General features: G+C 64.2%; 25 protein-coding genes. 21 read left to right on the top strand and 4 right to left on the bottom strand.

Features of this window, described 5'->3' with window-relative positions; all coding sequences use genetic code 11:
• Positions 1 to 3: 3 nt before the first annotated feature.
• From BLR85_RS13675 to BLR85_RS13625, 11 genes are all read left to right on the top strand, one after another.
• Entirely contained in the window at positions 4 to 459 is a 456-nt protein-coding gene (locus BLR85_RS13675) for a universal stress protein (protein WP_093156875.1), read from the top strand.
• 100 nt (positions 460 to 559) lie between these two features.
• A complete protein-coding gene (locus tag BLR85_RS13670) occupies positions 560 to 1,126 on the top strand; it encodes a NifU family protein (RefSeq protein WP_093156872.1) in 567 nt (188 codons plus the stop codon).
• Positions 1,127 to 1,272: 146 nt separating this feature from the next.
• Positions 1,273 to 1,947 (top strand): tRNA (adenosine(37)-N6)-threonylcarbamoyltransferase complex dimerization subunit type 1 TsaB, encoded by a 675-nt coding sequence (tsaB, locus tag BLR85_RS13665; RefSeq protein ID WP_093156870.1) that lies wholly within the window; start codon positions 1,273 to 1,275, stop codon positions 1,945 to 1,947.
• Positions 1,944 to 2,396, top strand: coding sequence for a ribosomal protein S18-alanine N-acetyltransferase (gene rimI, locus BLR85_RS13660; protein ID WP_093156867.1), 453 nt, complete (start codon positions 1,944 to 1,946; stop codon positions 2,394 to 2,396). Before tsaB ends, rimI begins: the two co-directional genes overlap by 4 nt.
• A gap of 220 nt (positions 2,397 to 2,616) precedes the next feature.
• Complete coding sequence (locus BLR85_RS13655; RefSeq protein WP_093156865.1) at positions 2,617 to 3,612, top strand: BMP family lipoprotein; 996 nt, start codon at positions 2,617 to 2,619, stop codon at positions 3,610 to 3,612.
• Between the two features lie 84 nt (positions 3,613 to 3,696).
• The gene (locus tag BLR85_RS13650; RefSeq protein WP_093156863.1) at positions 3,697 to 5,280 is read left to right on the top strand and encodes an ABC transporter ATP-binding protein; all 1,584 of its coding nucleotides are present in this window, start codon (positions 3,697 to 3,699) and stop codon (positions 5,278 to 5,280) included.
• Positions 5,280 to 6,386, top strand: a complete 1,107-nt coding sequence (locus BLR85_RS13645; protein WP_093156861.1) for an ABC transporter permease — start codon at positions 5,280 to 5,282, stop codon at positions 6,384 to 6,386. The genes BLR85_RS13650 and BLR85_RS13645 overlap by 1 nt, the downstream gene beginning before the upstream one ends.
• 4 nt (positions 6,387 to 6,390) lie before the next feature.
• Entirely contained in the window at positions 6,391 to 7,401 is a 1,011-nt protein-coding gene (locus BLR85_RS13640; RefSeq protein ID WP_093156859.1) for an ABC transporter permease, read from the top strand.
• Between the two features lie 106 nt (positions 7,402 to 7,507).
• Positions 7,508 to 8,422: a sulfite exporter TauE/SafE family protein gene (locus tag BLR85_RS13635; protein WP_093156856.1), complete on the top strand. Its 915-nt coding sequence runs from the start codon at positions 7,508 to 7,510 to the stop codon at positions 8,420 to 8,422.
• A 100-nt stretch (positions 8,423 to 8,522) separates the two neighbouring features.
• Positions 8,523 to 9,446, top strand: a complete 924-nt coding sequence (locus tag BLR85_RS13630) for a sulfite exporter TauE/SafE family protein (RefSeq protein WP_093156852.1) — start codon at positions 8,523 to 8,525, stop codon at positions 9,444 to 9,446.
• A 2-nt stretch (positions 9,447 to 9,448) separates the two neighbouring features.
• Complete coding sequence (locus BLR85_RS13625) at positions 9,449 to 10,228, top strand: TIGR02186 family protein (protein WP_093156849.1); 780 nt, start codon at positions 9,449 to 9,451, stop codon at positions 10,226 to 10,228.
• 4 nt (positions 10,229 to 10,232) lie between these two features.
• Here the strand turns inward: BLR85_RS13625 and BLR85_RS13620 are convergent, their stop codons facing one another.
• On the bottom strand, positions 10,233 to 10,787 hold the full coding sequence (locus BLR85_RS13620) for a YqgE/AlgH family protein (protein ID WP_093156846.1): 555 nt from the start codon (positions 10,785 to 10,787) through the stop codon (positions 10,233 to 10,235).
• 105 nt (positions 10,788 to 10,892) lie between these two features.
• Here BLR85_RS13620 and BLR85_RS13615 point away from each other — a divergent pair, with 105 nt between their 5' ends.
• Positions 10,893 to 11,750: a protein-disulfide reductase DsbD domain-containing protein gene (locus BLR85_RS13615; RefSeq protein ID WP_244520727.1), complete on the top strand. Its 858-nt coding sequence runs from the start codon at positions 10,893 to 10,895 to the stop codon at positions 11,748 to 11,750.
• Between the two features lie 26 nt (positions 11,751 to 11,776).
• Here BLR85_RS13615 and BLR85_RS13610 read toward each other — a convergent pair whose 3' ends face one another.
• On the bottom strand, positions 11,777 to 15,193 hold the full coding sequence (locus tag BLR85_RS13610; protein WP_093156843.1) for an efflux RND transporter permease subunit: 3,417 nt from the start codon (positions 15,191 to 15,193) through the stop codon (positions 11,777 to 11,779).
• Between the two features lie 3 nt (positions 15,194 to 15,196).
• Positions 15,197 to 16,690: an efflux RND transporter periplasmic adaptor subunit gene (locus BLR85_RS13605; protein ID WP_093156840.1), complete on the bottom strand. Its 1,494-nt coding sequence runs from the start codon at positions 16,688 to 16,690 to the stop codon at positions 15,197 to 15,199.
• A gap of 181 nt (positions 16,691 to 16,871) precedes the next feature.
• Between BLR85_RS13605 and BLR85_RS13600 the strand changes: the two genes are divergently transcribed.
• The 6 genes from BLR85_RS13600 to BLR85_RS13575 all read left to right on the top strand — a co-directional run bounded on the left by BLR85_RS13600 (position 16,872) and on the right by BLR85_RS13575 (position 21,038).
• The gene (locus BLR85_RS13600; RefSeq protein ID WP_093156837.1) at positions 16,872 to 17,675 is read left to right on the top strand and encodes a uracil-DNA glycosylase; all 804 of its coding nucleotides are present in this window, start codon (positions 16,872 to 16,874) and stop codon (positions 17,673 to 17,675) included.
• Positions 17,672 to 18,301 carry a LysE family translocator gene (locus tag BLR85_RS13595; protein ID WP_170844567.1) on the top strand — a complete coding sequence of 210 codons (630 nt, stop codon included), beginning with the start codon at positions 17,672 to 17,674 and terminating at the stop codon, positions 18,299 to 18,301. Before BLR85_RS13600 ends, BLR85_RS13595 begins: the two co-directional genes overlap by 4 nt.
• 3 nt (positions 18,302 to 18,304) lie before the next feature.
• Entirely contained in the window at positions 18,305 to 18,847 is a 543-nt protein-coding gene (moaB, locus tag BLR85_RS13590) for a molybdenum cofactor biosynthesis protein B (protein WP_093156834.1), read from the top strand.
• 238 nt (positions 18,848 to 19,085) lie between these two features.
• Complete coding sequence (locus BLR85_RS13585; protein ID WP_093156831.1) at positions 19,086 to 19,652, top strand: tetratricopeptide repeat protein; 567 nt, start codon at positions 19,086 to 19,088, stop codon at positions 19,650 to 19,652.
• A gap of 29 nt (positions 19,653 to 19,681) precedes the next feature.
• Positions 19,682 to 20,530 carry a tetratricopeptide repeat protein gene (locus BLR85_RS13580; protein WP_093156828.1) on the top strand — a complete coding sequence of 283 codons (849 nt, stop codon included), beginning with the start codon at positions 19,682 to 19,684 and terminating at the stop codon, positions 20,528 to 20,530.
• 7 nt (positions 20,531 to 20,537) lie between these two features.
• Positions 20,538 to 21,038 carry a prepilin peptidase gene (locus BLR85_RS13575; protein WP_244520726.1) on the top strand — a complete coding sequence of 167 codons (501 nt, stop codon included), beginning with the start codon at positions 20,538 to 20,540 and terminating at the stop codon, positions 21,036 to 21,038.
• Here the strand turns inward: BLR85_RS13575 and BLR85_RS13570 are convergent.
• The gene (locus BLR85_RS13570; RefSeq protein WP_093156826.1) at positions 21,026 to 22,639 is read right to left on the bottom strand and encodes a hypothetical protein; all 1,614 of its coding nucleotides are present in this window, start codon (positions 22,637 to 22,639) and stop codon (positions 21,026 to 21,028) included. The two genes, BLR85_RS13575 and BLR85_RS13570, sit on opposite strands and share 13 nt — an antisense overlap.
• Before the next feature lie 132 nt (positions 22,640 to 22,771).
• Here BLR85_RS13570 and BLR85_RS13565 point away from each other — a divergent pair, with 132 nt between their 5' ends.
• From BLR85_RS13565 to BLR85_RS13555, 3 genes are all read left to right on the top strand, one after another.
• Positions 22,772 to 24,082 (top strand): ATPase, encoded by a 1,311-nt coding sequence (locus BLR85_RS13565; protein ID WP_093156821.1) that lies wholly within the window; start codon positions 22,772 to 22,774, stop codon positions 24,080 to 24,082.
• Entirely contained in the window at positions 24,079 to 24,897 is an 819-nt protein-coding gene (locus tag BLR85_RS13560; protein ID WP_244520725.1) for an NAD(P)-dependent oxidoreductase, read from the top strand. The genes BLR85_RS13565 and BLR85_RS13560 overlap by 4 nt, the downstream gene beginning before the upstream one ends.
• 178 nt (positions 24,898 to 25,075) lie before the next feature.
• The gene (locus BLR85_RS13555) at positions 25,076 to 26,182 is read left to right on the top strand and encodes a DUF389 domain-containing protein (protein ID WP_093156815.1); all 1,107 of its coding nucleotides are present in this window, start codon (positions 25,076 to 25,078) and stop codon (positions 26,180 to 26,182) included.
• Positions 26,183 to 26,239 lie beyond the last annotated feature (57 nt).

Genomic DNA, 26,239 nt, shown 5'->3' with positions numbered 1-26,239 from the left:
CCAATGCGCAAGTTCCTTGTGGTGCTGGATGACAGTCGTGAATGCCTGAACGCCATGCGGTACGCGGCGATGCGCGCGGCCAATACCGGCGGTGGCGTCGAGATCCTGTCGATCATCCCGCCGGAAGAGTTCAACCACTGGATCGGGGTTGGCGACATCATGCGCGCGGAGGCCCGAGAACGGATCGAAGCGCATTTCGAGGTTTTCGCCAAGTGGATGCGCGACCGCCAGGGAGTGGACCCGCATCTGGTGATCCGGGAGGGTGAGCCGGTACCGGAATTGCTGACCCAGATCCGCGAGGATCCCGATATCGGCGTTCTCGTGTTGGGCGCGGCCACCGGGAAAGGCGGCCCTGGCCCGCTGGTCACCCAGTTGACCAAGAATTCGGGCACGCTGCCCGTCCCCGTCACCATCGTGCCGGGAAGCCTGTCCAAGGAGCAACTGGACGCGATCACCTGAAGCGCAAGGTACCGCGCCTCAGTTTAGAACGATTCCAACTCATTGACACGGGCCCGCGTAAGGCGCATATACCGTCCATCCCGCCAAAGAGGCATGCCCCATGTTCATTCAGACCGAATCCACGCCGAACCCGGCGACCCTCAAATTCCTTCCCGGCCAGACCGTGCTGGAAACCGGCACCGCCGATTTCCCGAACGCCACCGCGGCCGAGCGTTCGCCGCTGGCGGCCCGTGTCTTTGCCGTGAATGGCGTGACGGGCGTGTTTTTCGGCAATGACTTCGTGACGGTGACCAAGGCCGAAACGGTGGAGTGGGAACATGTGAAGCCGGCGATCCTCGGTGCGATCATGGAGCATTTCCAGTCCGGCCAGCCGACCATCGCCGATGACGGCGCCCCCGCCTCGGGCGGACATGCCGAGCATGAGGGCGAGGATTCCGAGATCGTGAACCAGATCAAGGAGCTGCTGGATACGCGTGTACGTCCCGCGGTTGCGCAGGATGGCGGCGACATCACCTTCCACGGTTTCGACCGTGGCGTGGTCTACCTGCACATGCAGGGCGCCTGCGCGGGCTGCCCCTCCTCGACGCTGACGCTCAAGATGGGCATCGAGAACCTGCTGCGCCATTACATCCCGGAAGTGCTCGAAGTCCGTCCCGTCGCCGTCTGACGGGCGCAAGGCACTGGCATTGCACGGGAACGGCTCGACGGTGACCGGCGGCAAAAGAAACACGGGGCGCTGCACATGCGAGGCAGCGCCTTTTGGCTTCCAAACCGAGCGCTCCAAGCCATAATCTCGCGGTGAAAGCCTGCTGAATGACATTTGCCAACATCCTTGCCTTCGACACGTCCGGCCCGCATTGCGCCACCGCGCTGCTTCAGGGTGACTGCGTTCATGGCGCGCGCGTCGTGGAGATGAAGCGCGGGCAGGCCGAAGCGCTGATGCCGCTTCTGGAAGAGACGCTGGCCGGGCGCGACCTTGGCTGGTCCGATCTGGACGCGCTGGCCGTCGGCATCGGGCCGGGCAATTTCACCGGCATTCGAATTTCGGTGTCCGCGGCGCGTGGGCTGGCGCTCGCGCTCGGCATTCCCGCCGTGGGTGTGTCGAATTTCGAGATCATGGCTCATGGCAACACGGCCCGGACGTTGCTGGTCAGCCTTCCCGCCCCGCGCGAGCAGGTCTATCTGCAACTTTTCCGCGATGGCCGTCCCGCCGGCAAGCCGCGCCTCGCTGCACTCTCGGACCTTCCGCCCGATCTCGGCATATCAAGCGGCACCACGGTCACCGGGCATCTCGCCAAGGAGATTGCCGCGCAGACGGGAGGCATCGCCATGCCGGCTGCGCTGGAGGATATCCCCGGCCGGATTGCCCGAATCGCCCGGAACCGCCTTGAGGAACATGGAGCGCCCACCGAGCGGCCCGCGCCACTTTACGTGCGCACGGCCGATGCCGCGCCCCCATCGGACCCGCCCCCGGTGATCCTGCCATGACCCCCGCCGCGCTGGCCGCGCTTCACACGCTCTGCTTCAAAACGCCCCGCCCATGGTCAGAGGAAGAATTCGCGGCCTTCCAGCAATCTGCCGGCGTTTTCCTCTGCGCCCGTGACGCGGGCTTCGCGCTCGGGCGGATCATGCTGGACGAGGCAGAATTGCTGACCATCGCCGTGGACCCAGACCGGCAACGCGCCGGACATGGCCGGCAACTCATGCACGCCTACGAGGCCGAAGCCCGCATTCGTGGCGCAACAACCAGCTTTCTCGAAGTCAGCGCCGAAAACGACGCCGCGCGCGCGCTGTATGAAAGCTGCGGCTACGCCCAGGTAGGCCGACGCAGGGGCTATTACCGCTCCCCGGACGGAAAGCGGATCGACGCGCTCGTCTTCAGCCGCCGGCTCGACACATCGTCGCCCCGGGATGGTGTCGCTTCCGCCGCGTCATAACGCGGCGCGCGACGCGCGTTTCGAGATGCAACCCTGAAAACCAAGGGCTGTCTCCCGCACGCGCGCCCGAAATACGGTTGCCACAAGCGTAAAAACCGGTTGACCCCTTTGCGTGGCTGCGGCCTTATTCCCGTGTGATCCGACACGAGATCCGATCGTTCCGACGATCCGGGCCGTCCTCGGCCCGCTGCCCAAAACAAACCCAACCGGGAGAGTATTCATGACAATTATGCGGAGCATCCTCGGCGCGGCTGCCGCCCTGGCCCTTACGGCCGGCATCGCCTCGGCCGAACCGGCAATCATTTTCGACCTTGGCGGCAAGTTCGACAAGTCGTTCAACGAATCCGCCTATACCGGTGCCAAGCGTTGGGCCGACAAGACCGGCGGCACCTTCCGGGAAATCGAGATGCAGTCCGAAGCCCAGCGGGAGCAAGCGCTGCGCCGTCTGGCCGAGTCGGGTTCCAACCCGGTGGTCATGACCGGCTTCGCCTTCGGCAACGTCCTCGCCGAGGTCGCCCCGGACTACCCCGACACCTCCTTCGCCATCATCGACATGGTCGTGGACCAGCCGAACGTGCGCTCGGTGGTCTTCTCCGAGCATGAGGGCTCCTATCTGGTCGGCATGCTGGCCGCCAATGCCTCCAAGTCCGGCACGGTCGGCTTCATCGGCGGCATGGACATCCCGCTGATCCGCAAATTCGCCTGCGGCTATGCCGAGGGAGTCAAGGCGGTGAACCCGGATGCCAAGATCATCTCCAACATGACCGGCACCACCCCCGCCGCCTGGAATGACCCGGTGAAGGGCTCCGAACTTACCAAGGCACAGATCAGCCAGGGCGCGGACGTCGTCTTTGCCGCCGCCGGCGGCACCGGCGTGGGCGTGCTTCAGGCCGCTGCCGATGCGGAAATCCTGTCGATCGGCGTGGACAGCAACCAGAACCACCTGCATCCGGGCAAGGTTCTGACCTCGATGGTCAAGCGTGTCGACAACGCGGTCGAGAAGGCCTTCGATGACGGCCCCGGCTTCGAGACTGGCATCGTGGTCATGGGCGTCTCCAACCAGGGCGTGGGCTTCGCCATGGACGAGAACAACGCCAACATCGTCGACGCCAACTGGAAGGAAGCCGCGGACATGGCCGCCGAGAAGATCGCCTCGGGCGAGCTTTCCGTGCATGACTACATGGCCGACAACACCTGCCCGGCGCTCGAATTCTGATCCCTGACGGATCGTGAGACTGCAGGAAGGGCCGCGTTGCGTGACGCCGCGCGGCCCTTTCCATCACAAGACAGGGGAAGCTCGATGAAGGATCTTGCCGACACGTCCGGACAGCCGCCCGGAGCGGCCCCGAATGCCCCGCCGGCCATCGAATTGCGCGGAATCTCCAAGGCTTTCGGCCCGGTCCAGGCGAACAAGGATATCTCGCTTTCCGTCGCCAAGGGCGCGATCCATGGCATCATTGGCGAGAACGGCGCGGGAAAATCGACGCTGATGTCGATCCTCTACGGTTTCTACAAGGCCGATCGCGGCGAGATCCTGATCAATGGACAGGTCACCCAGATCCCCGACAGCCAGGCCGCCATTGCCGCCGGCATCGGCATGGTCTTCCAGCATTTCAAGCTGGTGGAAAACTTCACCGTGCTCGAAAACGTCGTGCTGGGCGCCGAAGAAGGCGCTCTCCTGCGCACAACCATGTCGAACGCGCGCAAGCACCTGACCGAGATTGCCGAAGAATACGAGATGAACGTGGACCCGGACGCCGTGATCGAGGAGATCGGCGTGGGCCAGCAACAGCGGGTGGAGATCCTCAAATCGCTCTACCGCAATGCAGAGATCCTGATCCTCGACGAACCGACGGGGGTGCTGACGCCCGCCGAGGCGGACCACCTGTTCCGCATCCTTCGCGGCCTGCGCGACGAGGGCAAGACGATCATCCTGATTACCCACAAGCTGCGCGAGATCATGGATGTGACCGACACGGTCTCCGTGATGCGGCGCGGCGAGATGACCGCCACAGTCAAGACCGCCGAGACCTCGCCCGAGGAGTTGGCCGAGTTGATGGTGGGCCGCAAGGTGCTGCTGCGCGTCAACAAGAGACCCGCCCAGCCGGGCCCAACTGTTCTCAAGGTCGAGAACCTCCGGGTAGTGGACGAGGACAAGGTGGAACGTCTCAAGGGCGTCAGCCTCGAAGTCCGGGCGGGCGAGATCCTCGGCATCGCGGGCGTGGCCGGTAACGGCCAGTCCGAGCTTCTGAACGTTCTGGGCGGCATTACGCGCGCCACCGGCTCGGTGCAGATCAACGGCCAGGAGATCGACCTGACCGGCAAGCATTCCGACGGGCGCTCCCGTCGCAAGCGCGGCATTTCCCACGTTCCCGAGGATCGCCAGCGCGCGGGCCTGATCATGGATTTCGCCGCCTGGGAGAACATGGTCTTCGGCTACCAGTGGGATCCGGCGCTGAACACGGGCTGGCTGATGGACAATGCCGGCATCAAGGCCGAGACCGAGGGCAAGATGGAGCGCTTCGACGTGCGCCCGCCAAACCCGCAACTGGCCGCCAAGAGCTTCTCGGGTGGCAACCAGCAGAAAATCGTTCTGGCCCGCGAGATCGAGCGCAACCCGGACCTGTTGCTGGTCGGCCAGCCGACGCGCGGCGTCGATATCGGCGCCATCGAGTTCATCCACCAGCAGATCATCGACCTGCGCGATGCCGGCAAGGCGATCCTGCTGGTCTCGGTCGAGCTGGACGAGATCATGGGCCTCAGCGACCGCATCGCGGTGATGTTCGACGGCCAGATCATGGGCGAACGCCTTCCGGACGAAACGAATGAAGGCGAGTTGGGCCTGCTTATGGCCGGCGTGACGAGTGGCGAGGGGGCCCGCTGATGGACGTGATGCCGAAATGGGCCGACGTGGTTCTCGTGCCGGTAGTGTCGCTGCTGTTGGCGATGGTGATCTCGGCGCTGGTGATCCTTGGGATAGGGGAAGACCCCTGGGCAGCGCTGAAACTGATGGTGCAAGGCTCCTTCGGCTCCACCTATGGCTGGGGCTACACGCTCTTCTACGCCACCAATTTCATCTTCACGGGCCTCGCTTTCGCTGTCGCCTCGCACGCCTCGATGTTCAATATCGGCGCCGAGGGACAGGCGACGCTCGGGGGCCTCGGCGTGGCGCTGGTCTGCCTCGCGCTGCCCTGGCCACACTGGGCGCTGGCTCTGCCCGCGGCAATGGTCGGCGGCGCACTTTTCGGAGCAGCCTGGGCGTTCCTGCCGGCGTGGCTGGCGGCAAAGCGCGGCAGCCATATCGTTATCACCACGATCATGTTCAATTTCATCGGCGCGGCCGTTCTGAACTACATGCTGGTCAACGTGATGCGCCCAGCAGGCTCGATGGACCCGGCCTCCGCCAAGTTCCCCGATGGCACCAACCTGCCCTCGCTGCATGACATTCTCGCGGTTGTCGGCATTCCCTTCTCCAAGTCGGCACCGGCCAACCTCGCCTTCATCATCGCGCTCATCGCCTGCGTGGTGGTCTGGCTGCTGATCTGGCGCACCCGCTTCGGCTTCGAGCTGCGCGCCTATGGTAAATCCGAGAGCGCTGCCGTTTATGCCGGCATCTCGCCGACCAAGATCATCGTCGTCGCGATGCTGATCTCGGGCGGGCTCGCGGGCATGATGGCAGTCAACAACGTGATGGGCGAGGCCGAACGGCTGGTTCTCAACTCGGTCGAGGGGGCGGGCTTCATCGGCATCGCCGTGGCGCTGATGGGACGAAACCACCCCTTGGGCATCCTGCTCGCGGCCATCCTTTTCGGCTTCCTCTACCAGGGCGGCGCGGAACTGGCGCTCTGGATGTCGATCCCGCGCGAGTTGATCGTGGTGATCCAGGGGCTCGTCATCCTCTTCACCGGCGCGCTCGACAACATGGTGCGCATGCCGATCGAGAAGATATTCCTGGCGATACGCCGGTCGAAACAGGCGGCGGGAGAATAAGACGATGGATTTCTCCACTCTCATCCAGGTGCTCGACTCAACGCTGCGACTGGCCACGCCACTGCTGCTGGCATGCCTGGCCGGTCTCTTCTCCGAACGCTCGGGCATCTTCGATATCGGCCTTGAGGCCAAGATGCTGATCTCGGCCTTCTTCTCGGCGGCCGTCGCCTATACGTCCGGGTCGGTATGGCTCGGGCTGCTGGCCGGTGTCGCGGCCTCCATGGTCTTTGCCTTCATCCATGGCCTTGCTTCGATCACCTTCCGGGGCAACCAGCTGATCTCGGGCGTGGCGCTCAACTTCCTCGCCTCGGGCATGACCGTTCTGATCGCCCAGAGCTGGTTCCAGCAGGGCGGTCGCACGCCTTCGCTGATCGGCGGCGCACGCTTCGAGGGCGTCGAACTGCCCTTTGCCATCGGCCCCTCCGATGCCGCCGCCGCAGGCCGGCCCCTGAACGAAATGCTCTCCGAGGCCGGGCCGCTGCAGCTCTTCTATTCCGAGCTGATCTCGGGCCATTCGATCCTCGTCTATATCGCACTGGCCGCAGTGCCCGCGACTTGGTGGATCCTCTTCCGTACCCGTTTCGGCCTGCGCCTGCGGGCCGTGGGCGAGAACCCCGCCGCGGTGGACACCGCCGGCATCTCGGTCGTCGGGCTGCGCTATGCCGCCATCGGCATCGTCGGAATCCTGTGCGGCCTGGCCGGGGCCTATCTCGCCACGGGCCTGCAAGCCGGCTTCGTGAAGGACATGACGGCGGGGCGCGGCTATATCGCGCTCGCGGCGCTGATCTTTGCAAAGTGGCGGCCGTGGCACGCGCTCGGAGCTTGCCTGCTCTTCGGCCTGCTCCAGGCGCTGGCACTGCGGACGGATGTCGTGGAAACGCTCTTCCCCTTCAAGATGCCGGTACAGCTGCTCGACAGCCTGCCCTACATCCTGACAGTGGTTATCCTCGCCGGCTTCGTCGGCAAGGCCATCCCACCGCGTGCGGGTGGCCAACCCTATGTAAAGGAACGCTGAGCCCGGAAATTCCCGGGCTCACTGTAGGTACCGGGGGGTCGGACGCAAATCGGGCATTCGTGAAATGCCTGTTGAAATGCGGGTTCCACCGGACTAGCAGCGCGGCATGCAGATCTACTTGCCGATTGCCCAGATATCGGTCGACTTCTTCCTCCTGCTCGGCTTGGGCGGGATGGTTGGGGTGTTGTCGGGGATATTCGGCGTCGGCGGTGGCTTCCTGCTGACGCCCCTGCTGTTCTTTATTGGCGTGCCGCCGGCGGTGGCCGTTGCGACCAGCGCGAACCAGATCATGGCCTCCTCGGTTTCCGGCGTCCTGGCGCATCTGCGGCGCGGAACGGTGGACGTCCGCATGGGGCTTGCGCTTCAGGGCGGCGGGCTGGTCGGCGCGGTCCTCGGCATGGGGCTGTTCAACCTGCTCAAGTCGCTCGGACAGGTCGACCTGCTGATTACCCTCTTCTACGTCGTCTTTCTCGGCGCGGTGGGGCTGCTGATGTTCGTGGAGGCGCTCGGGGCGATCCGGCGGGCGAAGCAGCAAAAACCAGTTCGGATCACACGACGGCAGCGCAACTGGGTCCATACCTGGCCCATCAAGCGCCGCTTCCGCGCCTCGGGCCTCTTTATCTCGGTGATCCCGCCGGTGCTGGTGGGCGTCGTGGTCGGCATACTCTCGGCGATCATGGGTATCGGCGGCGGCTTCATCCTTGTGCCGGCGATGATCTATATCCTCGGCATGCCGACCAAGGTGGTGGTCGGCACCTCGCTCTTCCAGGTGATCCTCGTCTCCGGCGCAACCGCGCTCATGCATGCGGTCACCAACCACACGGTCGATGTCTTCCTGGCGACGGTACTGCTGATCGGGGGCGTGATCGGCGCCCAGTTCGGCGCCATGATCGGTGCGAAGCTCAAGGCCGAACAGCTGCGAATCCTGCTCGCCCTGCTGGTGCTGACGGTCTGCCTGAAGCTCGGGTTCGACCTCGCCCTGCCGCCTGGCGAACTCTTTTCCATCGCCGCGGTCCAATGAGCGGGCGCGTGGGGCGCCGCGGCAACGGCGAAGCGACATTTCAGAAGCCCGGGCGTCAGCACCGTTGCCCCGGTTACGGCTGCGCGTCTAGGGTTGAAACATGCAGATTTACCTTCCGATTGCAGAAGTTTCCGTCAACGCATTCATGCTCCTCGGTCTGGGCGGCATGGTCGGAATCCTGTCGGGCATGTTCGGGGTCGGAGGTGGCTTCCTCATGACACCGCTGCTGATGTTCATCGGAATTCCTCCGGCGGTGGCCGTGGCCACTGAGGCCAACCAGATCGTGGCCTCCTCCTTTTCGGGCGTTCTGGCGCATCTGCGAAAGAAGACGGTCGATATCCGCATGGGGATCGTGCTGCAGATTGGCGGCCTCATCGGCGCCGGGCTCGGCGTGATCCTCTTCAACTTCCTGAAATCGCTCGGCCAGGTCGACCTGCTGATCACCCTGAGCTACGTGTTCTTTCTCGGCATCGTCGGCACGCTGATGTTCATCGAATCGCTCGGAGCCATTCGGCGCGCGCGCAATCCCGAGATGGCCCCGCCGCCGAAGCGGCGCCAGCGCAGCTGGGTGCAGACACTCCCCTTCAAGATGCGCTTCCGCACCTCCGGCCTCTACATCTCGGTGATCCCGCCGGTACTGGTGGGGGTGTTCGTCGGCATCCTCGCCGCCATCATGGGTGTGGGCGGCGGTTTCATCATGGTGCCGGCGATGATCTATATCCTCGGCATGCCGACCAAGGTCGTGGTCGGGACCTCGCTGTTCCAGATCATCCTTGTCACCGGCTTCACGACGCTGCTGCACGCCACGACGAACCACACGGTGGACATGGCGCTTGCCGTCCTGCTGCTGGTTGGCGGCGTGATCGGCGCGCAGATCGGCACCCAGATCGGCACCCGGCTCAAGGCCGAGCAACTCCGGGTGCTGCTCGCGGGCATGGTGCTTCTTGTCTGCGGCAAGCTGGCATCGGACCTGCTGCTGCAACCCGCCGAGCTCTACTCTCTCGGCGTATCGGGAGGGCACTGACCATGCGCTTTGCACTCCTGATCATCGCCTTCCTGCTCGCCGCGCTCCCGGCCGCCGCACAAACCGTCGTCGCCGATCTCAGCCAGAGCCGCGTTTCCATCACCGCGAGTTTCGCCGGCTCCCATATCCTCGTCTTCGGCGCCGTGAAACATACGGAAGAAAGCCGACCGAAATCCTATCCGGTCCTCGACCCGATCGACGTGATTGTGACCGTCTCCGGCCCGCTGGAACCGGTGACCGTTCGCAAGAAGGACCGCCGGGCCGGAATCTGGATAAACGCCGAAGCGCTGCAGATCGATGCGGCCCCGACCCTTTACAAGATCGCCTCCTCCCAACCGCTGGAGGAAATCCTGTCAGACTCCGAAGACTTGCGCCATTCGATCTCGATCCCGCTGGCGGTCCGCTCGGCGGGCGCAGCGGGCGAGGTTGAGGATGCCGACTCCTTCGTGGAGGCGCTGATTCGCATCCGTGAAGACACCGGCGATTACGAAGTGATCCCGAACAGCGTCAGGGTGATCGACCAGACGCTGTTCCGCTCCGATATCAACTTGCCAGCGAATCTCGTCGAAGGCGATTACACCACCCGGATCTTCCTGACCCGCGACGGACAGGTTGTCGCCGACTTCACCCGAGTGCTGCATGTCCGCAAGGTCGGAATCGAACGCTGGGTCTATAATCTCGCGCAGGATCAAGCGCTGCTCTATGGCCTGCTGTCGTTGGCAATCGCGATCGCAGCCGGCTGGGGCGCCTCTGCCGCGTTCCGCTACGCGCGTGGCTCCTGAGCGCTCAGGCGCGTCCGGCGGCGGCGCTCAGGGTCATCGGATCGATCCCGAGCGTCTTCAGCGCCCTTTCCCACTTACTGCCATTCTCGGTTGAGAAAACCAGCTCCGGCGTCGCGTCGCAGGTGAGCCACCCGTTCTGCGCGATCTCGCCTTCGAGCTGTCCCGGGGCCCAGCCCGAATAGCCCAGCGCCAGCAGCGCCTGCCGGGGGCCACGGCGCAGGGCCATGTCCTCCAGGATCTCCAGCGTCGCCGTCATGCCGAATTCCGCGTCCACCCGGAGCGTCGATTCGGCAATGTCATACTCTCCCGAATGCAAGACGAACCCACGGCCATGCTCCACCGGCCCGCCGATATGGATCTGGGTCGGCAGGCTTTCGTCGCTGGTGTCGATCTCGAGCTGTTCCAACAGGTCACCAAAGGCGAGGTCCGCTGCCGGTTGGTTGATGATCAACCCCATCGCCCCTTCCTCCGAATGGGCACAGATATAGATGACGGAATGATCGAACCGGGGGTCGCCCATGCCGGGCATGGCGATCAGCAGTTTTCCGGACAGGTCCATGGGTGGGTTAGTCTCTTGCATGTCTCTAACAATGAGGGCGGATTTCATGGGGTACAAGTGGCCGTGAACACACGGAGGCGATCCGTCGCCATTATGTGATTTCCCATGGCGAACGCGCTGCATATGCTCTGCGCCATGAAGTGCAGAATCCATCTCCATAATGCCGCCCTCACCCTCGCAACAATGCTTGCCGGGCTCTTGCCTCTTGCCGGACAGGCGGGCGGGCTGCCGGAAAACGTGGTTCAGGCCGAGATACGCGAAGGCTGGATGACCAAGGACGGCACTCGGATGGCCGCTCTGCACCTCACGCTGACGCCCGGCTGGAAAACCTATTGGCGCGCGCCCGGTGAGGCGGGCATCCCGCCCGTCTTCAACTGGTCGGGCTCGGAGAACCTGCAAGGCGTCAGCTATCACTGGCCCAGCCCCGAGGTTTTCACCAACTACGGACTGCGCTCGGTCGGCTACAAAGACGAGCTAATCCTGCCGATCGAGCTTCATCCCAAGAATGCCGGCACACCGATCCGTCTCAAGGGCGAGGTCGATCTCGGCGTCTGCGAAACCATCTGCATGCCGGCGCATCTCAAGGTCGATGCATGGCTGGAGGGGCCAGGCCATTCAGACCCCGAAATCCACACCGCGCTGGCAAACCAGCCCCGCTCGGCCAGCCGGGCCGGGGTGCGTAACGTGAAATGTGACCTGTCGCCGATTTCAGACGGGCTAAGGCTCTCGGCCCGAATCGAGATGCCCCGGTTGCAGGGCGAGGAAGTTGCCATGGTCGAGGCTGGCGATCCGCGGATCTGGGTTTCCGAGCCGGAAGTTCAACGGCAGGGCAATGCACTGGCCGTCCAGGCCGATCTCGTGCCGCCCAATGGCAAGCCCATGGCGCTCAGCCGCAGCGCCCTGCGCTTTACCGTGATAGGAACGACGAATTCCGTCGACATTCGCGGCTGCACCACGAATTAGAGCGCGGCAAGAGGCGCTGTGCGGCCCTAGACAGCGCTCTCGGCAGAGTCCTTCCGGCGCCCGGAAACCAGCATCCAGAACGCCCCGAGCAGGAAGATCCCGGTCGTGATCGCCCAGCTTCCCGCGAGAAACAGCAGCAGAACGGTCAAGGGGCTGGTCGCCTCGAATGGCAGCAGCCCGGCCAGTGGCGGCCAGATGACCCCATCCTTCAGGAAGCTGCCGAATGTCGCTGCCAGAAGCGCGAGGACGGCCAGCAGGGCGACCCAGGTCAGGGCGTTGACCATCCCCGCGCGCGCCCGTTCGCTGAGCGCCCGGCGCAGCGCCTGCACCTGCCGCTGCACATCCTTCTGGACCGCCAGAAGTGCCGGGACCATCAACAGCACGAGCACAACGCCAAAGCCCAAACCGTAAACGAGGGTGATCACGGTCGGCTTGAGGAACTGCGCCTGCCGGGACGGCTCGTAGAGCAGCGGCGTCAGGCCGATCACGGTTGTCAGCGTCGTCAGCAGCACCGGCCGGAGCCGGTCCGCCGCCGCGTCGACCACCGCCGGAACAAGCCCGCGGTCGCGGGAGTACTCATCCACTGTCGTCACCAGCACGATGGAATCGTTGATGATGATGCCGGACATGCCGATGAGCCCGATGATCGTGAACATGGAGAGCGGCATGTCCCATGCCTGGTGGCCGTAGACCGTTCCGATCAGCCCGAAGGGAATCACCGCCATGATCAGAACCGGCCGCGTCCAGCTCGAAAACACCCAAGCCAGCGTCAGGTAGATCCCCATCAGGCACAGCCCATAGCCGACAAAGGCGTCGGTCAGGAAATCCTGTTCCTGCTCCGCCAGCCCCGACAGGCGCCATTGCACCCCGTGCGCCTCGGCGATTTCCGGCAGGATATCATTGCGCAGGGTTTCCACGATCTCTTCGGCCCGCGCCGGGTCGTCCTCGGAGATGTCACCGGTGACCGAGACCACGCGGATGCCGTTCTCGCGGTTGATCGTCGAGAAACCGGTGCGGCGCGAGACCTCGACCACATCGGCGAGCGGTACATATTGTCCAGCCGGCGTGCGCAACTGTGTCCGGTTCAGGAAATCGGCTGTCAGCTCGTCTTCCGGCAGTTCCACCCGGATCGCGGCGCTGCGCGGTCCTACCGGATAGGTAGCCGCCTCGATCCCGTTCAGCCGGTTGCGCAGCACGCGGCCCAGCTCGTCGATGGTGAAGCCCAGCGCCGCGCCCTGCGGCGTCAGTTCGAGGATCATCTCCTCCTTGTCATAGGAGAGGTTGTCCTCCACTGCCGAGACCTCGCCAAAGCGCGCGACCTCGGTCTTGAGCGCCTCGGCCGCAGCCTTGAGGGTTTCATTGCCGGCCCCGAACAACTGCACGTCGAGCGCATCGCCACCGCCCCCCGAGCGCCAGCCGCGGAAGGAGATCGTCTCCACCAGCGGATGACGTTCCACACGGTCCTGAAGGTCCGAGACAAACTGGAAGCTGGAATAGGGGCGCAGGTCCGGGTCGATCAACTCGACGGCGATGGAGCCGAGCTGGTCGGCATCCTTGGTATCGGCCCCCGCCAGCCCGCGCCCGGTATTGCCGCCCACTTCGGCCAGCGCATAGAGCACAGGCCGGGTGCCGTAGGTCTCACCATACTCGGCATCCAGCGCTTCCACCGCCGCCTGGAAAGCCCGCATCTGTACCAGCGAGTCCTCCCGCGTGGCGCCCGGCGCCATGGCGAAATTGCCTGACACGGATCCCTCTTCGGGCGCGCTGAAAAAGCGCCATTGCACATCGCCGGTCACGATCTTGGCCGCCTGCACGGACAGGATCAGCAGCATGACCGCCAGCACGGTGTAGCGCGCCCAAAGCGCGAAGGCGACGACACGGCGGAAGATGTTGTGCCGGAACCAGGAGAAACCCCGGTTCACCATGCGCGACGGCCAGTCATACCAGGCCTCGCGCGCGCTCGCGGCATGCAGCGAATGCGCCAGGTGGTTCGGCAGGATCAGGAAGCATTCCACCAGCGAGGCGATCAGCACCACGATCACGGTAAAGGGGATTTCCTTGATCAGGTTGCCGAAGAAGCCACCGATCAGCGTCAGCCCGGAAAAGGCGATAATGGTGGTGATCGTGGCCGAGAAGACCGGCCCCATCATCCGCCGCGCCGCCCGTTCGGAGGCGACCATGGGCGCCTCGCCCAGCCGCCGGACACGGAAATCGGCATGTTCCCCCACGACGATCGCATCGTCCACGATGATCCCGAGCGTGATCAGCAGCGCAAAGAGCGACATCATGTTGAGCGTCAGCCCCGCCGCGTACATCAGCGCAATGGCCGAGAAGAGCGCCACGGGAATGCCGGCGGCCACCCAGATCGCCGTGCGAGCATTCAGGAACAGGAAGAGCAGACCGACGACGAGCACCAGACCCGTCAGGGCATTTTCCAGCAGCACGGCGATGCGCCCGGAGATCGCCTCCGAGCGCGTCCGGATCAGCTCGATGGTCACCCCTTCCGGCAGGCCGAGCATCATTTCCCGTGCCACCTCCTCGACCCTTGCCTGGATATCGAGTGCATCGCCCTGTGCGGAGCGGTCCACCCGGACCGAAATCGCCGGATCGGCGCCACGGAAATAGGTGCGGTTGCGGTCAACCCCTTCTACCCGGATGGTGGCCACGTCGCCGATGGTCAGCCGCGAGCCATCGTCATAGGTGCGCAGCGTTATGCCGGAAATTTCCTCAGCGGAACGTTTCTCGCGTCCCGTGCGCACGCGGGCATTGGCGCCGCTCACATCGCCGGCCGGATCCGCGGCGACTTCGCCGGCGATGACATCGGCGATCTCGGCCATGGTCACGTTGTGGCGCACGAGCGAAAGCGTCGGCACCTCGACAATGACCTGTGGTGCGGCCACTCCCCGGATCGTGGTCCGCGTCACCCCTTCGGTGAACAGGCGAGCCACGAACTCGTCGGTGAACTCGGCCAGAAGCCCGACGCCCACCGGTCCGGCGATCACAACGTCCGACACCCTGTCGCGCCATGCCCTGCGCCGGACGACCGGATCGTCAGCGTCTTCAGGCATGGTCGTCACCGTGTCGATGGCCTGTTGCACATCCTCGGCGGCCCGCCCCATATCCACGCCCGGTTCGAATTCGAGCGTGATCGCGGCGGAGCCTTCCTTTGCGCTGGAATAGGAGGAGGCGACTCCGTCCACGGTCAGCAACACCGGCTGCAACAGCTCGACGATCGCGGTATCGACATCATCGGCGCCCGCCCCTTCCCAGCGGACATTGACGTTGACCTCGTCCAGAACCACGTCGGGAAAATACTGCGCCCGCATCCGTGGCAGCGAAAACAGCCCCGCCGCGATCAGCAGCACCAACAGCAGGTTGGCCGCTGTCGCGTGGCGGGCGAAATAGGAGAGCAATCCGCGCGGCGCGGAATCGTCGCTGGACATGGATCAGCCCCCCATCCGGCTTTCGATGCGCTCGACAACGCCGGCGGGCACCTTTTCCTGCTGGAGTTGCGAGAGCACGCGGGCGCGGGCTTCCGCCGGCATGCGTGTATTGCCTTCGACGGCTGCGATAAGCGCCGCGCGGCGCTCAGGTGTCAGCGCGATCAATTCGGAAGCATCCTTTGAGCCGCCGGCATCGTTCGACTCGCTGTCCTCCATCCGTTCCTCGGCCTGCATGGTCAGATCCCGCACCAGAACGCCCGGTCCGATCAGTGGTGTTCGCTCCGCCACGATGCGCTGACCAGCGAGCGTGCCGACCGAGACGATCACCTCGTCCCCCTGCCGCCGCAGAACCTCCACCTCGGCCACGGTCAGGCGCTTCTCCGGTCCGATCACCAGAACCGAACTGGCCGCATCCACCGCCGTTGCCGGCAGCACGGCAACATCGGTCAATTCCGGCTCGCGCACCTGCACAGTCACGAAGTCGCCCGGCCGGAAACCGGCAAAACTGTCGAGCCGGGCAAAAAGGAGCCGCCCGGTCTGCCCCTCACCCACCAGCGCGTCCACCCGCGAGATGCGCCCCTGCGCCAGAAGGTCCAGCCCCAGAACGTCCAGCGTGGCTTGTACCGGCGCGTTGATCAGCGTTCCCGCCTCGTCCAGAAGCCGCGCATATTGCGTGGTCGAGAGGCGGAAATCCACCTCGAGCGTCGTCGGGTCGATCAGCGTGGCCAGCCGCTCATTCTGCGAGACGAGCCCGCCCTGGACTACATCCACCCCTGCCAGTGTGCCGGTGAAGGCGGCATAGACCTTTGTGTCTTCCAACCGTCGTTCGGCATCGGCCACCGCAATTCGCGCGCGTTCCAGTTGGTTGCGCGCCTGTTCCACCCGGTTCTCCGCTGCCGCCTCGACCAATTGGCGGGCGACAACCGCCTGGTTGGCGCTCGCCTCCGCCAGCGCCGCCGTCTCGATGGCCGCTTCCGTCCCGACACCGCGATTGGCCAGGTCCTGCTGGCGTTTCAGAGCCTGGCTGCGAAGCTGCGCCTGCGCGCGGGAGGCGACCAGCTCGTTGCCCACCAGGACAAGATTGCGTTCGGCATCGCGCAGCTCGACTTCGGCCTCGGCCAATTCGGTCCGCGCGATCTCCAGCGCAGAGAGCGCATCGGTCGGATCGATCTGTGCAAGCAACGTGCCCTGCTCGACCGTGGCACCGGCATCGAACTGTTCGTAAAGCTCGACGATGCGCCCGCCTGCCCCGGCGCGCAGCTCCAGGATCCGCCGGCTTTGCACCTGCCCGAAGGCCGTGATCACGGGCGTGGCCGTGCCGGCTTCGATCACGACCGAATTGACCGGCATGATCCGCTCCCGGGCGGGCCTTTGATGGGATTCGCGCGCAAGCATCTCCTGCACCGCATCGTTGAAGACGATACCGGCATAGATCAGGATCCCGATCGTGACCGAGAACAGGAACAGCCCGACAAGGGACCGCCGAAGAAACTGCATTGCTGGACCTTTCCAACTGCTGCACGCAAGGGTGAGACAATTCTACCTAGACTGAAACGGCGATTGCGCAAACCCACGCTGTCGTGACGTGGAGAGGAACGAAACCTGCCGGAAAATTCATCGCGTGGCCCGGTGCTGGCCACCCTTCCCGACTCCGCTGCAATCGGCTAGCAAGATCCTCATGGTTCAGGAGCTTTCCACATATGATGCCCTTGCCGCCCTCGATTTCCAGATCGCGATGGGCGCAGATATGGCTATTGGCGAGGAGCCGCTGGACCGTTACGCGCTGAGCGCTGCCGCAGCCGAGCAAAAGGCCAAGGCGCCGGCGCAATACCCGTTGAGGGCATCGCCGCCGCCCGTGCCGGTCAAGGCCGACCCGATCAGCGATGCCCGCGCGATGGCCTCTAGCGCGTCCTCGCTGGAAGCGCTGGAAGCGGCACTTGCGGCTTTCGAGCATTGCGAGCTGAAACATGGCGCACGCTCGCTGGTCTTTTGCGATGGCCGCCCACAGGCCCGGGTGATGATCATCGGCGAGGCGCCAGGACGCGACGAGGACATCCAGGGCCGCCCCTTCGTCGGACGCGCCGGCCAGTTGCTGGACCGGATGCTGGCCGCCATCGGGCTATCGCGCGAGGCAACCGACGCGGAATCCGCGGTCTATATCACCAATATCCTGCCTTGGCGTCCGCCCCAGAACCGGGACCCGAAGCCGGAAGAGATCGCCATGCTCAAGCCCTTTGTCGAGCGCCATGTGGAGCTTGTCTCGCCCGATCTGCTGGTGCTGATGGGCAATATCTCCTGCCAGGCCATGCTCGGGCGGCGCGGCATCACGCGGCTGCGCGGCGAATGGTCGGAGGTGCTGGGCCTGCCGGCGCTGCCGATGTTCCACCCCGCCTACCTGCTGCGCAACCCGTCGGCCAAGCGCGAGGCGTGGGCGGACCTGCTGGAACTCAAGGCCCGCCTGAAGCGCGGAGAAGCGCCATGATACCGGTCGATCCGCTGACCCTGCTGGCCTTCGTGCCGGCGGGGCTGGCACTCAACCTGACGCCGGGGGCAGACATGATGTTCTGCCTCGCCCAGGGGCTGCGCGGGGGGCCGCGCGCGGCACTTGCTGCCGATGCCGGAATCGCGGTCGGCGCCTTCTTTCACGCCGCCGCCGCAGGGCTGGGCCTTTCGGCGCTGGTCGCGGCGGAACCCGCGCTGCTGGACATTATCCGCTGGCTGGGCGTGGGCTACCTGCTGTGGCTGGCCTACGGCGCCTTTCGAACCGGCCCGGTGCCGGATGCTAGGGTGCCGGCCCTCGCCCCGTCCCGGGCGTTCCGGCAGGCGCTCTTCGTCAACCTGACCAATCCCAAGGTGATCCTCTTCGTGCTCGCCTTCGTGCCGCAATTCGTCGATCCCGCCCGCGGCGCCATCCTGCCGCAATTCCTGATCTTCGGCCTGATCCTTGCCACGGGCGGACTGGTCATCAACGGCCTGGTCGGTGTCTTCGCAGGCAGCCTTGGCCGCAGGCTCGCCAATTCGCCCCGTTTTGCCCGCGCGCTCCGCTGGACGACGGCCGGGGTCTTCACCGCGCTGGCCGCCAGGCTGGCCCTCATGGAGCGAAGCTAAACCATGCACAGCCCCGACACCCCCAAGGAATTCATCCCCGTCCGCATCGCTGTCCTGACCGTCTCTGACAGCCGCAGCCTTGCCGAGGATCGCTCCGGTGACACGCTCGTCGCCCGGATCGAGATGGCCGGACATATCCTCGCCGATCGCAAGATCCTGCCCGATGAACGTGCCGAGATCGCCGCGCAATTGTCGGTCTGGTGCGACAACCCGGGAGTCGATGTCATCATCTCTACCGGCGGAACCGGGCTTACCGGGCGCGATGTGAGCGTGGAGGCACATCGGGATGTCTACGAAAAGGAAATCGACGCTTTCGGCACGATCTTCACCATCGTCTCGATGAAGAAGATTGGCACCTCGGCGGTCCAATCGCGCGCCTGCGCCGGAGTCGCGCGCGGAACCTATCTCTTCGCGCTTCCCGGTTCGCCCGGCGCCTGCAAGGATGGATGGGATGAAATTCTCGAGCCACAGCTCGACTATCGTCACCGTCCCTGCAATTTCGTCGAGATGTTTCACCGCCTGGAAGAACACAAGCGCCGCAAATAGCAAAACCCACTCGCGAAGCCGAACGCCAGCAAGCTGGCCCAAGATTTTTTTGAAGAACCCTCTGCCGCGCGCGGAGGGAACCGTATCTTCGATGCGCCCCCCTCCGGGCCACCCTGCCCAACGGAGAGTCGCTTTTGCCACACCCGACACCCTAAGGACGGGCAGCAGCTCCAGGCCCCTTGGCCGCCCCCATACGAACAGTCAAACTCGACACACTCCACGCATTCCCGAGGTCTCCATGCTGCGCCCTGCCCTTCCGGTTCTGCCCCTCCTGCTGGCGCTCGCCGCTTGCGGAGAAGACCCGCGACTGGACGCGCTGAACGAAGGCCCTCCGCCGCCGGCCGGCGTTGAAGGCAGTCGTGACGCCGTGGACGGGCTGATTGTCGGCCACCGCCTGATGGCGGCAGGCGAATACGAGCTCGCGCTCAAGGAATATTACCGCGCCGCCGCCGATCACGGGCTGTCGGCCGATGTGCTCTCGGCCATCGGTTCGGCCAATCTCAAGCTCGGGCGGCTGGGCCAGGCCGAGCGCATGCTGCGCCGCGCCATCGAAGAGGACGAACGTTTCGCCGCCGCCTGGAACAATCTCGGCGTAGTGCTGATGGAACAGGGCGAATTTGGCGAGGCCGCGCGCACCTTTCAGACCGCTTTCGCCCTGGACAGTGGCGAAAGTGTCGAAATCAAGGAAAACTTGCAGCTCGCGCTCGCAAAACTCGAAAATCCCGCATACACTTCCGAGCAAAAATACGAATTCGAATTGGTGCGCAGGGGAAGCGGACAATACCGTATCCTGACGACACCTTGAGGCAGAACGAGCAGTAAAAGGACGCAAAAATGCGCCAGATTACCCTTGTCACGATGTGCCTTGGCGCAGCGATGGCACTTTCGGCCTGTGAGAAGGCCGGCGAGAGCGAAGTCGACCGCGCCATCCAGAGCGTGAATGTCATCGACGAAAGCAACCTCAGCGACCTCATGCTTACGGCAGCCGATGCCAACGAGGCGGTCGCCTATTACAAGCGAACAGTCGCGGAGCACCCCGAACGGATCGACTTGCAGCGCAACCTTGCGAAATCGCTCGTGCGCGCCAAGCATAACACCGAGGCCACCGCCGCCTGGGCCAAGGTCGTCGCCATGCCGGAGGCAACCAACTCCGACAGCGTGGATTATGCCGACGCCCTGATCCGTGCCGGCGACTGGGACAAGGCGGAAGCCACGCTCGACAAGGTGCCCCCCACCCACGAGACCTTCAAGCGCTACAAGCTCGAAGCCATGGTCGCCGACGGCAACAAGGAATGGAAGAAGGCCGACAGCTTTTATGAGATCGCCGTCGGGCTGACCACCAAGCCGGCCACCACGCTCAACAACTGGGGTTATTCCAAGCTCACCCGCGGCGACTACCGCGAGGCCGAGCGGCTCTTTGGCGAGGCACTGCAATACGAGCCGGATCTCTACACGGCCAAGAACAACCTGGTGCTGGCCCGCGGCGCGCAACGCAATTACCAGCTTCCGATCGTCGAGATGACACAGACCGAGCGGGCACAGTTGCTGCACACGGCCGGGCTGACCGCGATCAAGCATGGCGACACCTCGATTGGCCGCTCCTTGCTGCAGGACGCCATCGACACCCATCCGCAGCATTTCGAAGCCGCCGTTCACAGCCTCAACGCGCTCGACGGGGTCTGAGCCCGCCATGATGCTCACCATTCCTGCCAGCGCGGCGACGTGGTTCCTGCCCTTTGCCATCCCCATCGGCCTTTGGGTCGGCTGGAACGACATGGCGCGCATGAAGATCCCGAACAAGGCCGTCATGGCCCTGTTCTTCGTGTATCTCGTTATCGGCCCGCTGGCGCTGCCGCTGGAAACCTACGCGTGGCAATGGCTGCACCTCGTCGTGGTTCTAGTCGCGGGCTTCGTTCTCAACATGATCGGGCTGATGGGCGCGGGCGACGCAAAGTTCGCCGCCGTCATGGCGCCCTTCGTGGCGCTCGGCGATGCCGCGACCTTCTGTTATATCTACGTCGCCTGCTCCCTCGCCGCGCTGGTCGTCCACCGCACCATGCGCGCCATCCCCGCGATCCGGCGGGCGGCTCCGGGCTGGGAAAGCTGGGAGCGCAAGGATTTCCCCATGGGGCTCGCGCTCGGCTGGATGCTGATCCTCTATCTCGCGCTCGGGGTGGCCTACGGCCGCTGAATCTCCAGCAGCAGGAAATCGTTTCCGCGATAGACCTCTTTTAGTCCGACACCCGTCTTGGCGACCTCGCCGAGAATACCGTCGCGCGACACGCGAACGATTGGACAGAACGATACCAGCAGGTAGTCAGCCTCCTCGAATCCCGGCACACCGGAATAGCGCCAGGGCGCGGCCCCGTGCAGGCGCTGGAAGTCTCCGAAAAGCCATATCCCGGACATCAGGTCCGCGTGATAGATCGCGCGCCCGGCGAAGCCCGCCGCCTCGATCTCGCGCCCGACCGCATCGAGATAGGTGACTGTCCCACGCTCCAGCGCGCACACCGGCAGTTGCTCGCCCAGCAACATCACCGGAGGATCCTCCAGATCGGCGCCGGCAAGTGGTCGGCTGATCTCGCCATAGGGCCGTTCGTTTCGCTCCTTGGCAAAGAAGATGTCATCATGTTCCGGTTTTGCCGGCAGCAGCAGGTCATACTCGGCCGGGTTGAGCGCCAGATGCCGGAACGGGCTGAAGGTGAGGTTGAGCGCCGAGGGCAGCGAGAGCGCGAAGGCCGCGCAGGCCGCCAGCGTCACCGCAAGCCGCATGTTCCAGCCCCAGCCGTTTTCAACGCCGGGTTCCGGGCGGAGCGCCAGCATGAGGACGCCCAGCAGGTACATCCATTGCGGATCGTTGCCGAAATTCTGGAAGGTGGCATAGAAGAACCCCGGCACCAGCAGAAGCAGGATCAGCCCTTCCCCCTGCCGTCCGCATTGGCGCAGCAGGACTACCGAGAAGATCGCAAGGAAGGAGCCACCGAGATAGGCCGGTGCGATGATCACCCCGGTCAGGCTCGCCTGCGGATAGAGCCGGTCGCCCTCGGTCGCGACCGAGATCATGTCGCCGAAATAGGCCAGCCAGAAACCCGGCCCGGCAAGGATCGTCAGCAGCAGAATGACGAGCAGGCCCGCCACCAGCGCCGACTTCAGAGCGCGCCAGTCGCGCCGGATCAACAGCCCCGCGAGAATCGCAGGCAGAAAGGCCGCGACATAGGTCACCTTGATCAGCGCCAGGCCAGCAACGCAGAGGCCCAGGATCAGCCCATCGGCCACGCGTCCCGCCTTGCCCGTGCCGCGCCCCTGTGGCGGCAACAGCACCGTCGTGATCGCCAGAAAGGACAGCACCCAGGCCCAGCGATTGTAATGCATGGAGATCGAGATCCCCGGCAGCGGCTCGCCATGGACCAGTGCCATGGTCATTACCAGGCAGATCGCCCCGTAGAGCATGGCCCAGCCCGCCTGCAGCCGGGTGATACCGATCCACCAGATCGGCAACAGCAGCAAGGCGGCAACCGCCGCCTGTGCCGCGAGAATCGACATGCCGAGCCCCATGCCCTGCGCCGCGAAGAAGGCGATCGGAGCGGTGGCCAGAACGCCGATCGGCGTCATGTAATCCAGATGCGGCCATTCTCCGGCGGCCTGCCGCAGCACCAGGTCGGCCAGGTGGATCGTGTCCCCCTCGTGCTTGCCGATATAGAAACCACCCTTGGCCAGAAGCGCGCCGGCCAGAAGCGCCCAGAAACCCGCCAGGAAAAGGCTGAAGGCGACGATCCCCTTACGTGTCTGCATCTCTGCTCTCATTTTCCCTTTTTTGGCCACATTGGCACAGCATCTTTTGCAATGTCCGAGGACTGGCAGGCTAACATGTCCATTTCCGGGCGAAATCGGAATAGTCTTCGGAACAGGCAAGCAGGTGACGCAATGAACATGGAAGTCGGAAACGTGATGGCGCCCCCCGCGCCGAAACGTCTGGATGAAATGCAGCTTCCCCTGGTGATGATGCGGGACATCCTGCTCAAGACCATTTTCCGCAAGAATATCGAACTGGTCACGGAGCTTTCCCGCGCCATCTGCCTGCCGATCCCGGTGACGCAGGAGCTGGTCGACATGGCCCGTGTTCAGAAGCTGGTCGAGGCGACCGGTACGCTGCACGCCAACTCCTCCGGCGAGATGGGGTACCAACTGACCGATGCCGGCAAGGCGCGTGCGCTCGACGCGCTGTCGCAATCGGAGTATTTCGGCGCCATGCCGGTACCGATGGAGGTCTATGGCGAACAGGTCAAACGCCAGTCGATCCGCAACGTCCAGATTACCCGCGACCAGCTGACCGGCGCGATGGGACATCTCGTGCTGCCCGAAAACCTCCTCAGCCAGCTTGGACCCGCGGTCTCCGCCGGTCGTTCGATCCTGATGTATGGCCCGCCGGGCAATGGTAAATCCTCGATCTCCAATGGGATCCGCGACGCGATGGGCGACAAGATCTACATCCCCCGCGCCGTCGAATATGCCGGCCAGGTGATCACTGTCTACGACCCGATCGTGCATTCCGCCGCCGAGGAGCAGTTGGATGACCCCAACGCACTCCGTCGCTCGAGCAATCGCTTCGACACGCGCTATGTGCGCTGCGAACGCCCCACCGTCATTACCGGCGGTGAGCTTTCGCTATCCATGCTTGATCTCGTCTACAACCCGACCGCGCGGACCTACCAGGCTTCGATGCAGCTTAAATCCACCGGCGGCATCTTCATCGTCGATGACCTCGGCCGCCAGGCCGATCCGCCCCAGGCCCTGATCAACCGCTGGATTCTGCCGCTGGAAGAGGGCAAGGACATCCTCGCCCTGCAATCGGGCGAGAAATTCGAGGTGCCTTTCGACACGCTGGTGATCTTCTCGACCAACTTCCACCCCAACGAGATCTTCGACAAGGCGGCGCTGCGCCGGATCTTCTTCAAGATCAAGATCGACGGGCCGTGCCAGGAAGACTTCCTGAAGATCTTCGCCATGGTCGCCAAGAAGCGGCAGATGCCGCTGGACCAGGACACGATGATCCACCTGCTACGGAACAAGTATCCGACGATCGACAATGTCTATGCCAACTACCAACCGATATTCCTCATTGACCAAATGATCTCGATCTGTCGTTTTGAGGGCATCCCGAACCAGATGACCCCGGACCTGATCGACCGCGCATGGGAGAACATGTTCGTCAAAGAGGAGCATATCGAACATTGACGCAACTTGGCCCCGTGGCCGTTGCCGGCTGCGGTCGCAAGGGCGGCCCGATGCTGGCCGCCCTCCGCGCCGCCGGATTTGACGCGCAAGGCTATGACATCGCGCCCGAAAACGTCGTCGATGACGTTCCGGTTACCGACGATCCGACGCGCGTTGCAGACGAGCTTCGCATCCTTGTCACTGTCGTGCGCGACGAAGCCCAGACCGATGACGTTCTCTTCGGCCACGGCGGTCTGGCCGAACGCGCCCGGAACCTCGAAACCCTGGTCATTTCCTCCACCCTTTCGCCACGCTACGTACGCGCCCTCGCAGAGCGGATGCATGCCTCTGTCAGGCTCGTGGACGCGCCCATGTCCGGCGCCCGCATCGCCGCGCAGGAACGGCGGTTGAGCTTCATGCTTGGCGGCGAGAGCGCCGAGCTTGACCGCCTTCAGCCGCTTTTTGATGCGATGGGTGCCCATTTCTACCGTATGGGGCCCTTCGGCAGCGGAGCGCAGGCCAAGGTGCTCAACAACCTGCTCGCCGCCTCCCACACGGCGATGACCCGCCTGGTGCTCGACTGGGCCGACGCCACTGGCCTCGACGAACGCCGCCTGCTGGCCCTGATCGAGACCTCCTCCGGCCAGAACTGGCTCGCCAGCGGAATGGACACGATCGAATTCGCCCGCGATGGATGGGCCGAGGACAATTCGATCGGGATCCTCGTCAAGGACGTGTCCGCCGCACTCGATGCTGCCCCGCCTTCCGCCGACACGCGTTTGCCCGAGGAGATCCGCAAGGCGATCCGGGCGTTGCAGCCGCGCCATCAAAGCTGAAATCGCCCGAAATGGGCGCCCCGTTTATTTTGACGCCGTATCAATCCGAATGCCGTTAGGTCAAGCTCCCTCCCAAGGGTGAAGTATCGGAATTGCTTTCGTGTTCGCAGTTGTATCTAGTCTCTGCCAACAGCATATCGCGCGAGGATCTGGCGCGCGGCAGACAGAGAGTTTTCAGATGCAGACCAACGAAACGAATACGCCAGTCGGAAAGGAGCCGTCTGGGCTTTCCAGCGCAACGACAAAGGCTTCCTCCAAGGACAGCGCCCTGCTCTTCGACCAGATCGAGGAATCCTCTGTCCCGAGCCTGAATTTCTATTTCATGCTGGGCATGGCAACAGCCATCGCCTCTTTCGGGCTGCTCAGCAATAGCGCACCGGCGATCATCGGAGCGATGATCGTAGCCCCCTTGATGTCGCCCATTATCGGCTTCTCCTTCGCGGCCATAATGGGCTCGAACAAGCTCGCGCTCCGAGCTCTGATCTCCATCCTGACCGGTATCGTCCTCGTTATCAGCATCGGATATCTCTGCACCACCGCGGTTGGCCTTCGGGTCGTAGGTTCGGAAATTGTCGCACGGACAGCGCCCTCGACCCTCGATCTCATGGTCGCCTTGTGTTCGGGAGCTGCCGCCGCCTTTGCCCATTCGAGAATCGGAATCGCCAACTCCATCGCCGGCGTGGCAATCGCCGTCGCGCTTGTCCCGCCGCTCACGGTCGTCGGCATCGGCCTCGCTCTCGGCGACAGCGCCGTTTCCCAGCAGGCGATCGCCCTGTCCGACTTCCACCACCAGGGCAGCGGCAGCTCGATGGCCGCGGGCGCGTTCCTGCTCTTCGTCACCAACTTTCTCGGCATCGTTGCAGCCGCGATTCTGGTTTTCGGCCTCCAGGGTTATGGAAACTGGCGCAAGCCTTTTGTCGTCGCGGCCGCGCTCATGCTCCTGTCCATCTTCGTGGTCGACAAGCTTGATCGACGGCTCGAGATCATCTTCGTCGAAGACGCCGTCAAACGGCTCTTCGTCGAGGCCATTCGGCAGAATACCGAAATCGTCAGCGAAGACGCGTTCATTCTCCAGGTCCGGGGCGAGCGGATGGATGGCGCGCTCAACGTCTCCATCGTCATGCTCGGCCTGCGCGAGAACCTGGACAGGGTCGAAACCTCGGCGGAGACCTTCCGCCAGCTGATTTCCGAGGAACTCGGCGAGCCGGTGTCGCTCAGGTTGGAAATCCTCCCGATGCAAGTCGTGGTTCACGAAGTTTCGCCGCCGACGCCGCCCGACAATTGAGGCTGCTCAGGGGCGCCGCTACCTTTTGTTACCGAGAGGCCGTGGAAGCCGACACCG

It is taken from the genome of Aliiruegeria lutimaris (assembly GCF_900099935.1).
In the GTDB taxonomy this organism is placed as follows: domain Bacteria; phylum Pseudomonadota; class Alphaproteobacteria; order Rhodobacterales; family Rhodobacteraceae; genus Tropicimonas; species Tropicimonas lutimaris.
This window is presented reverse-complemented; position numbering and strand designations above follow the sequence as displayed.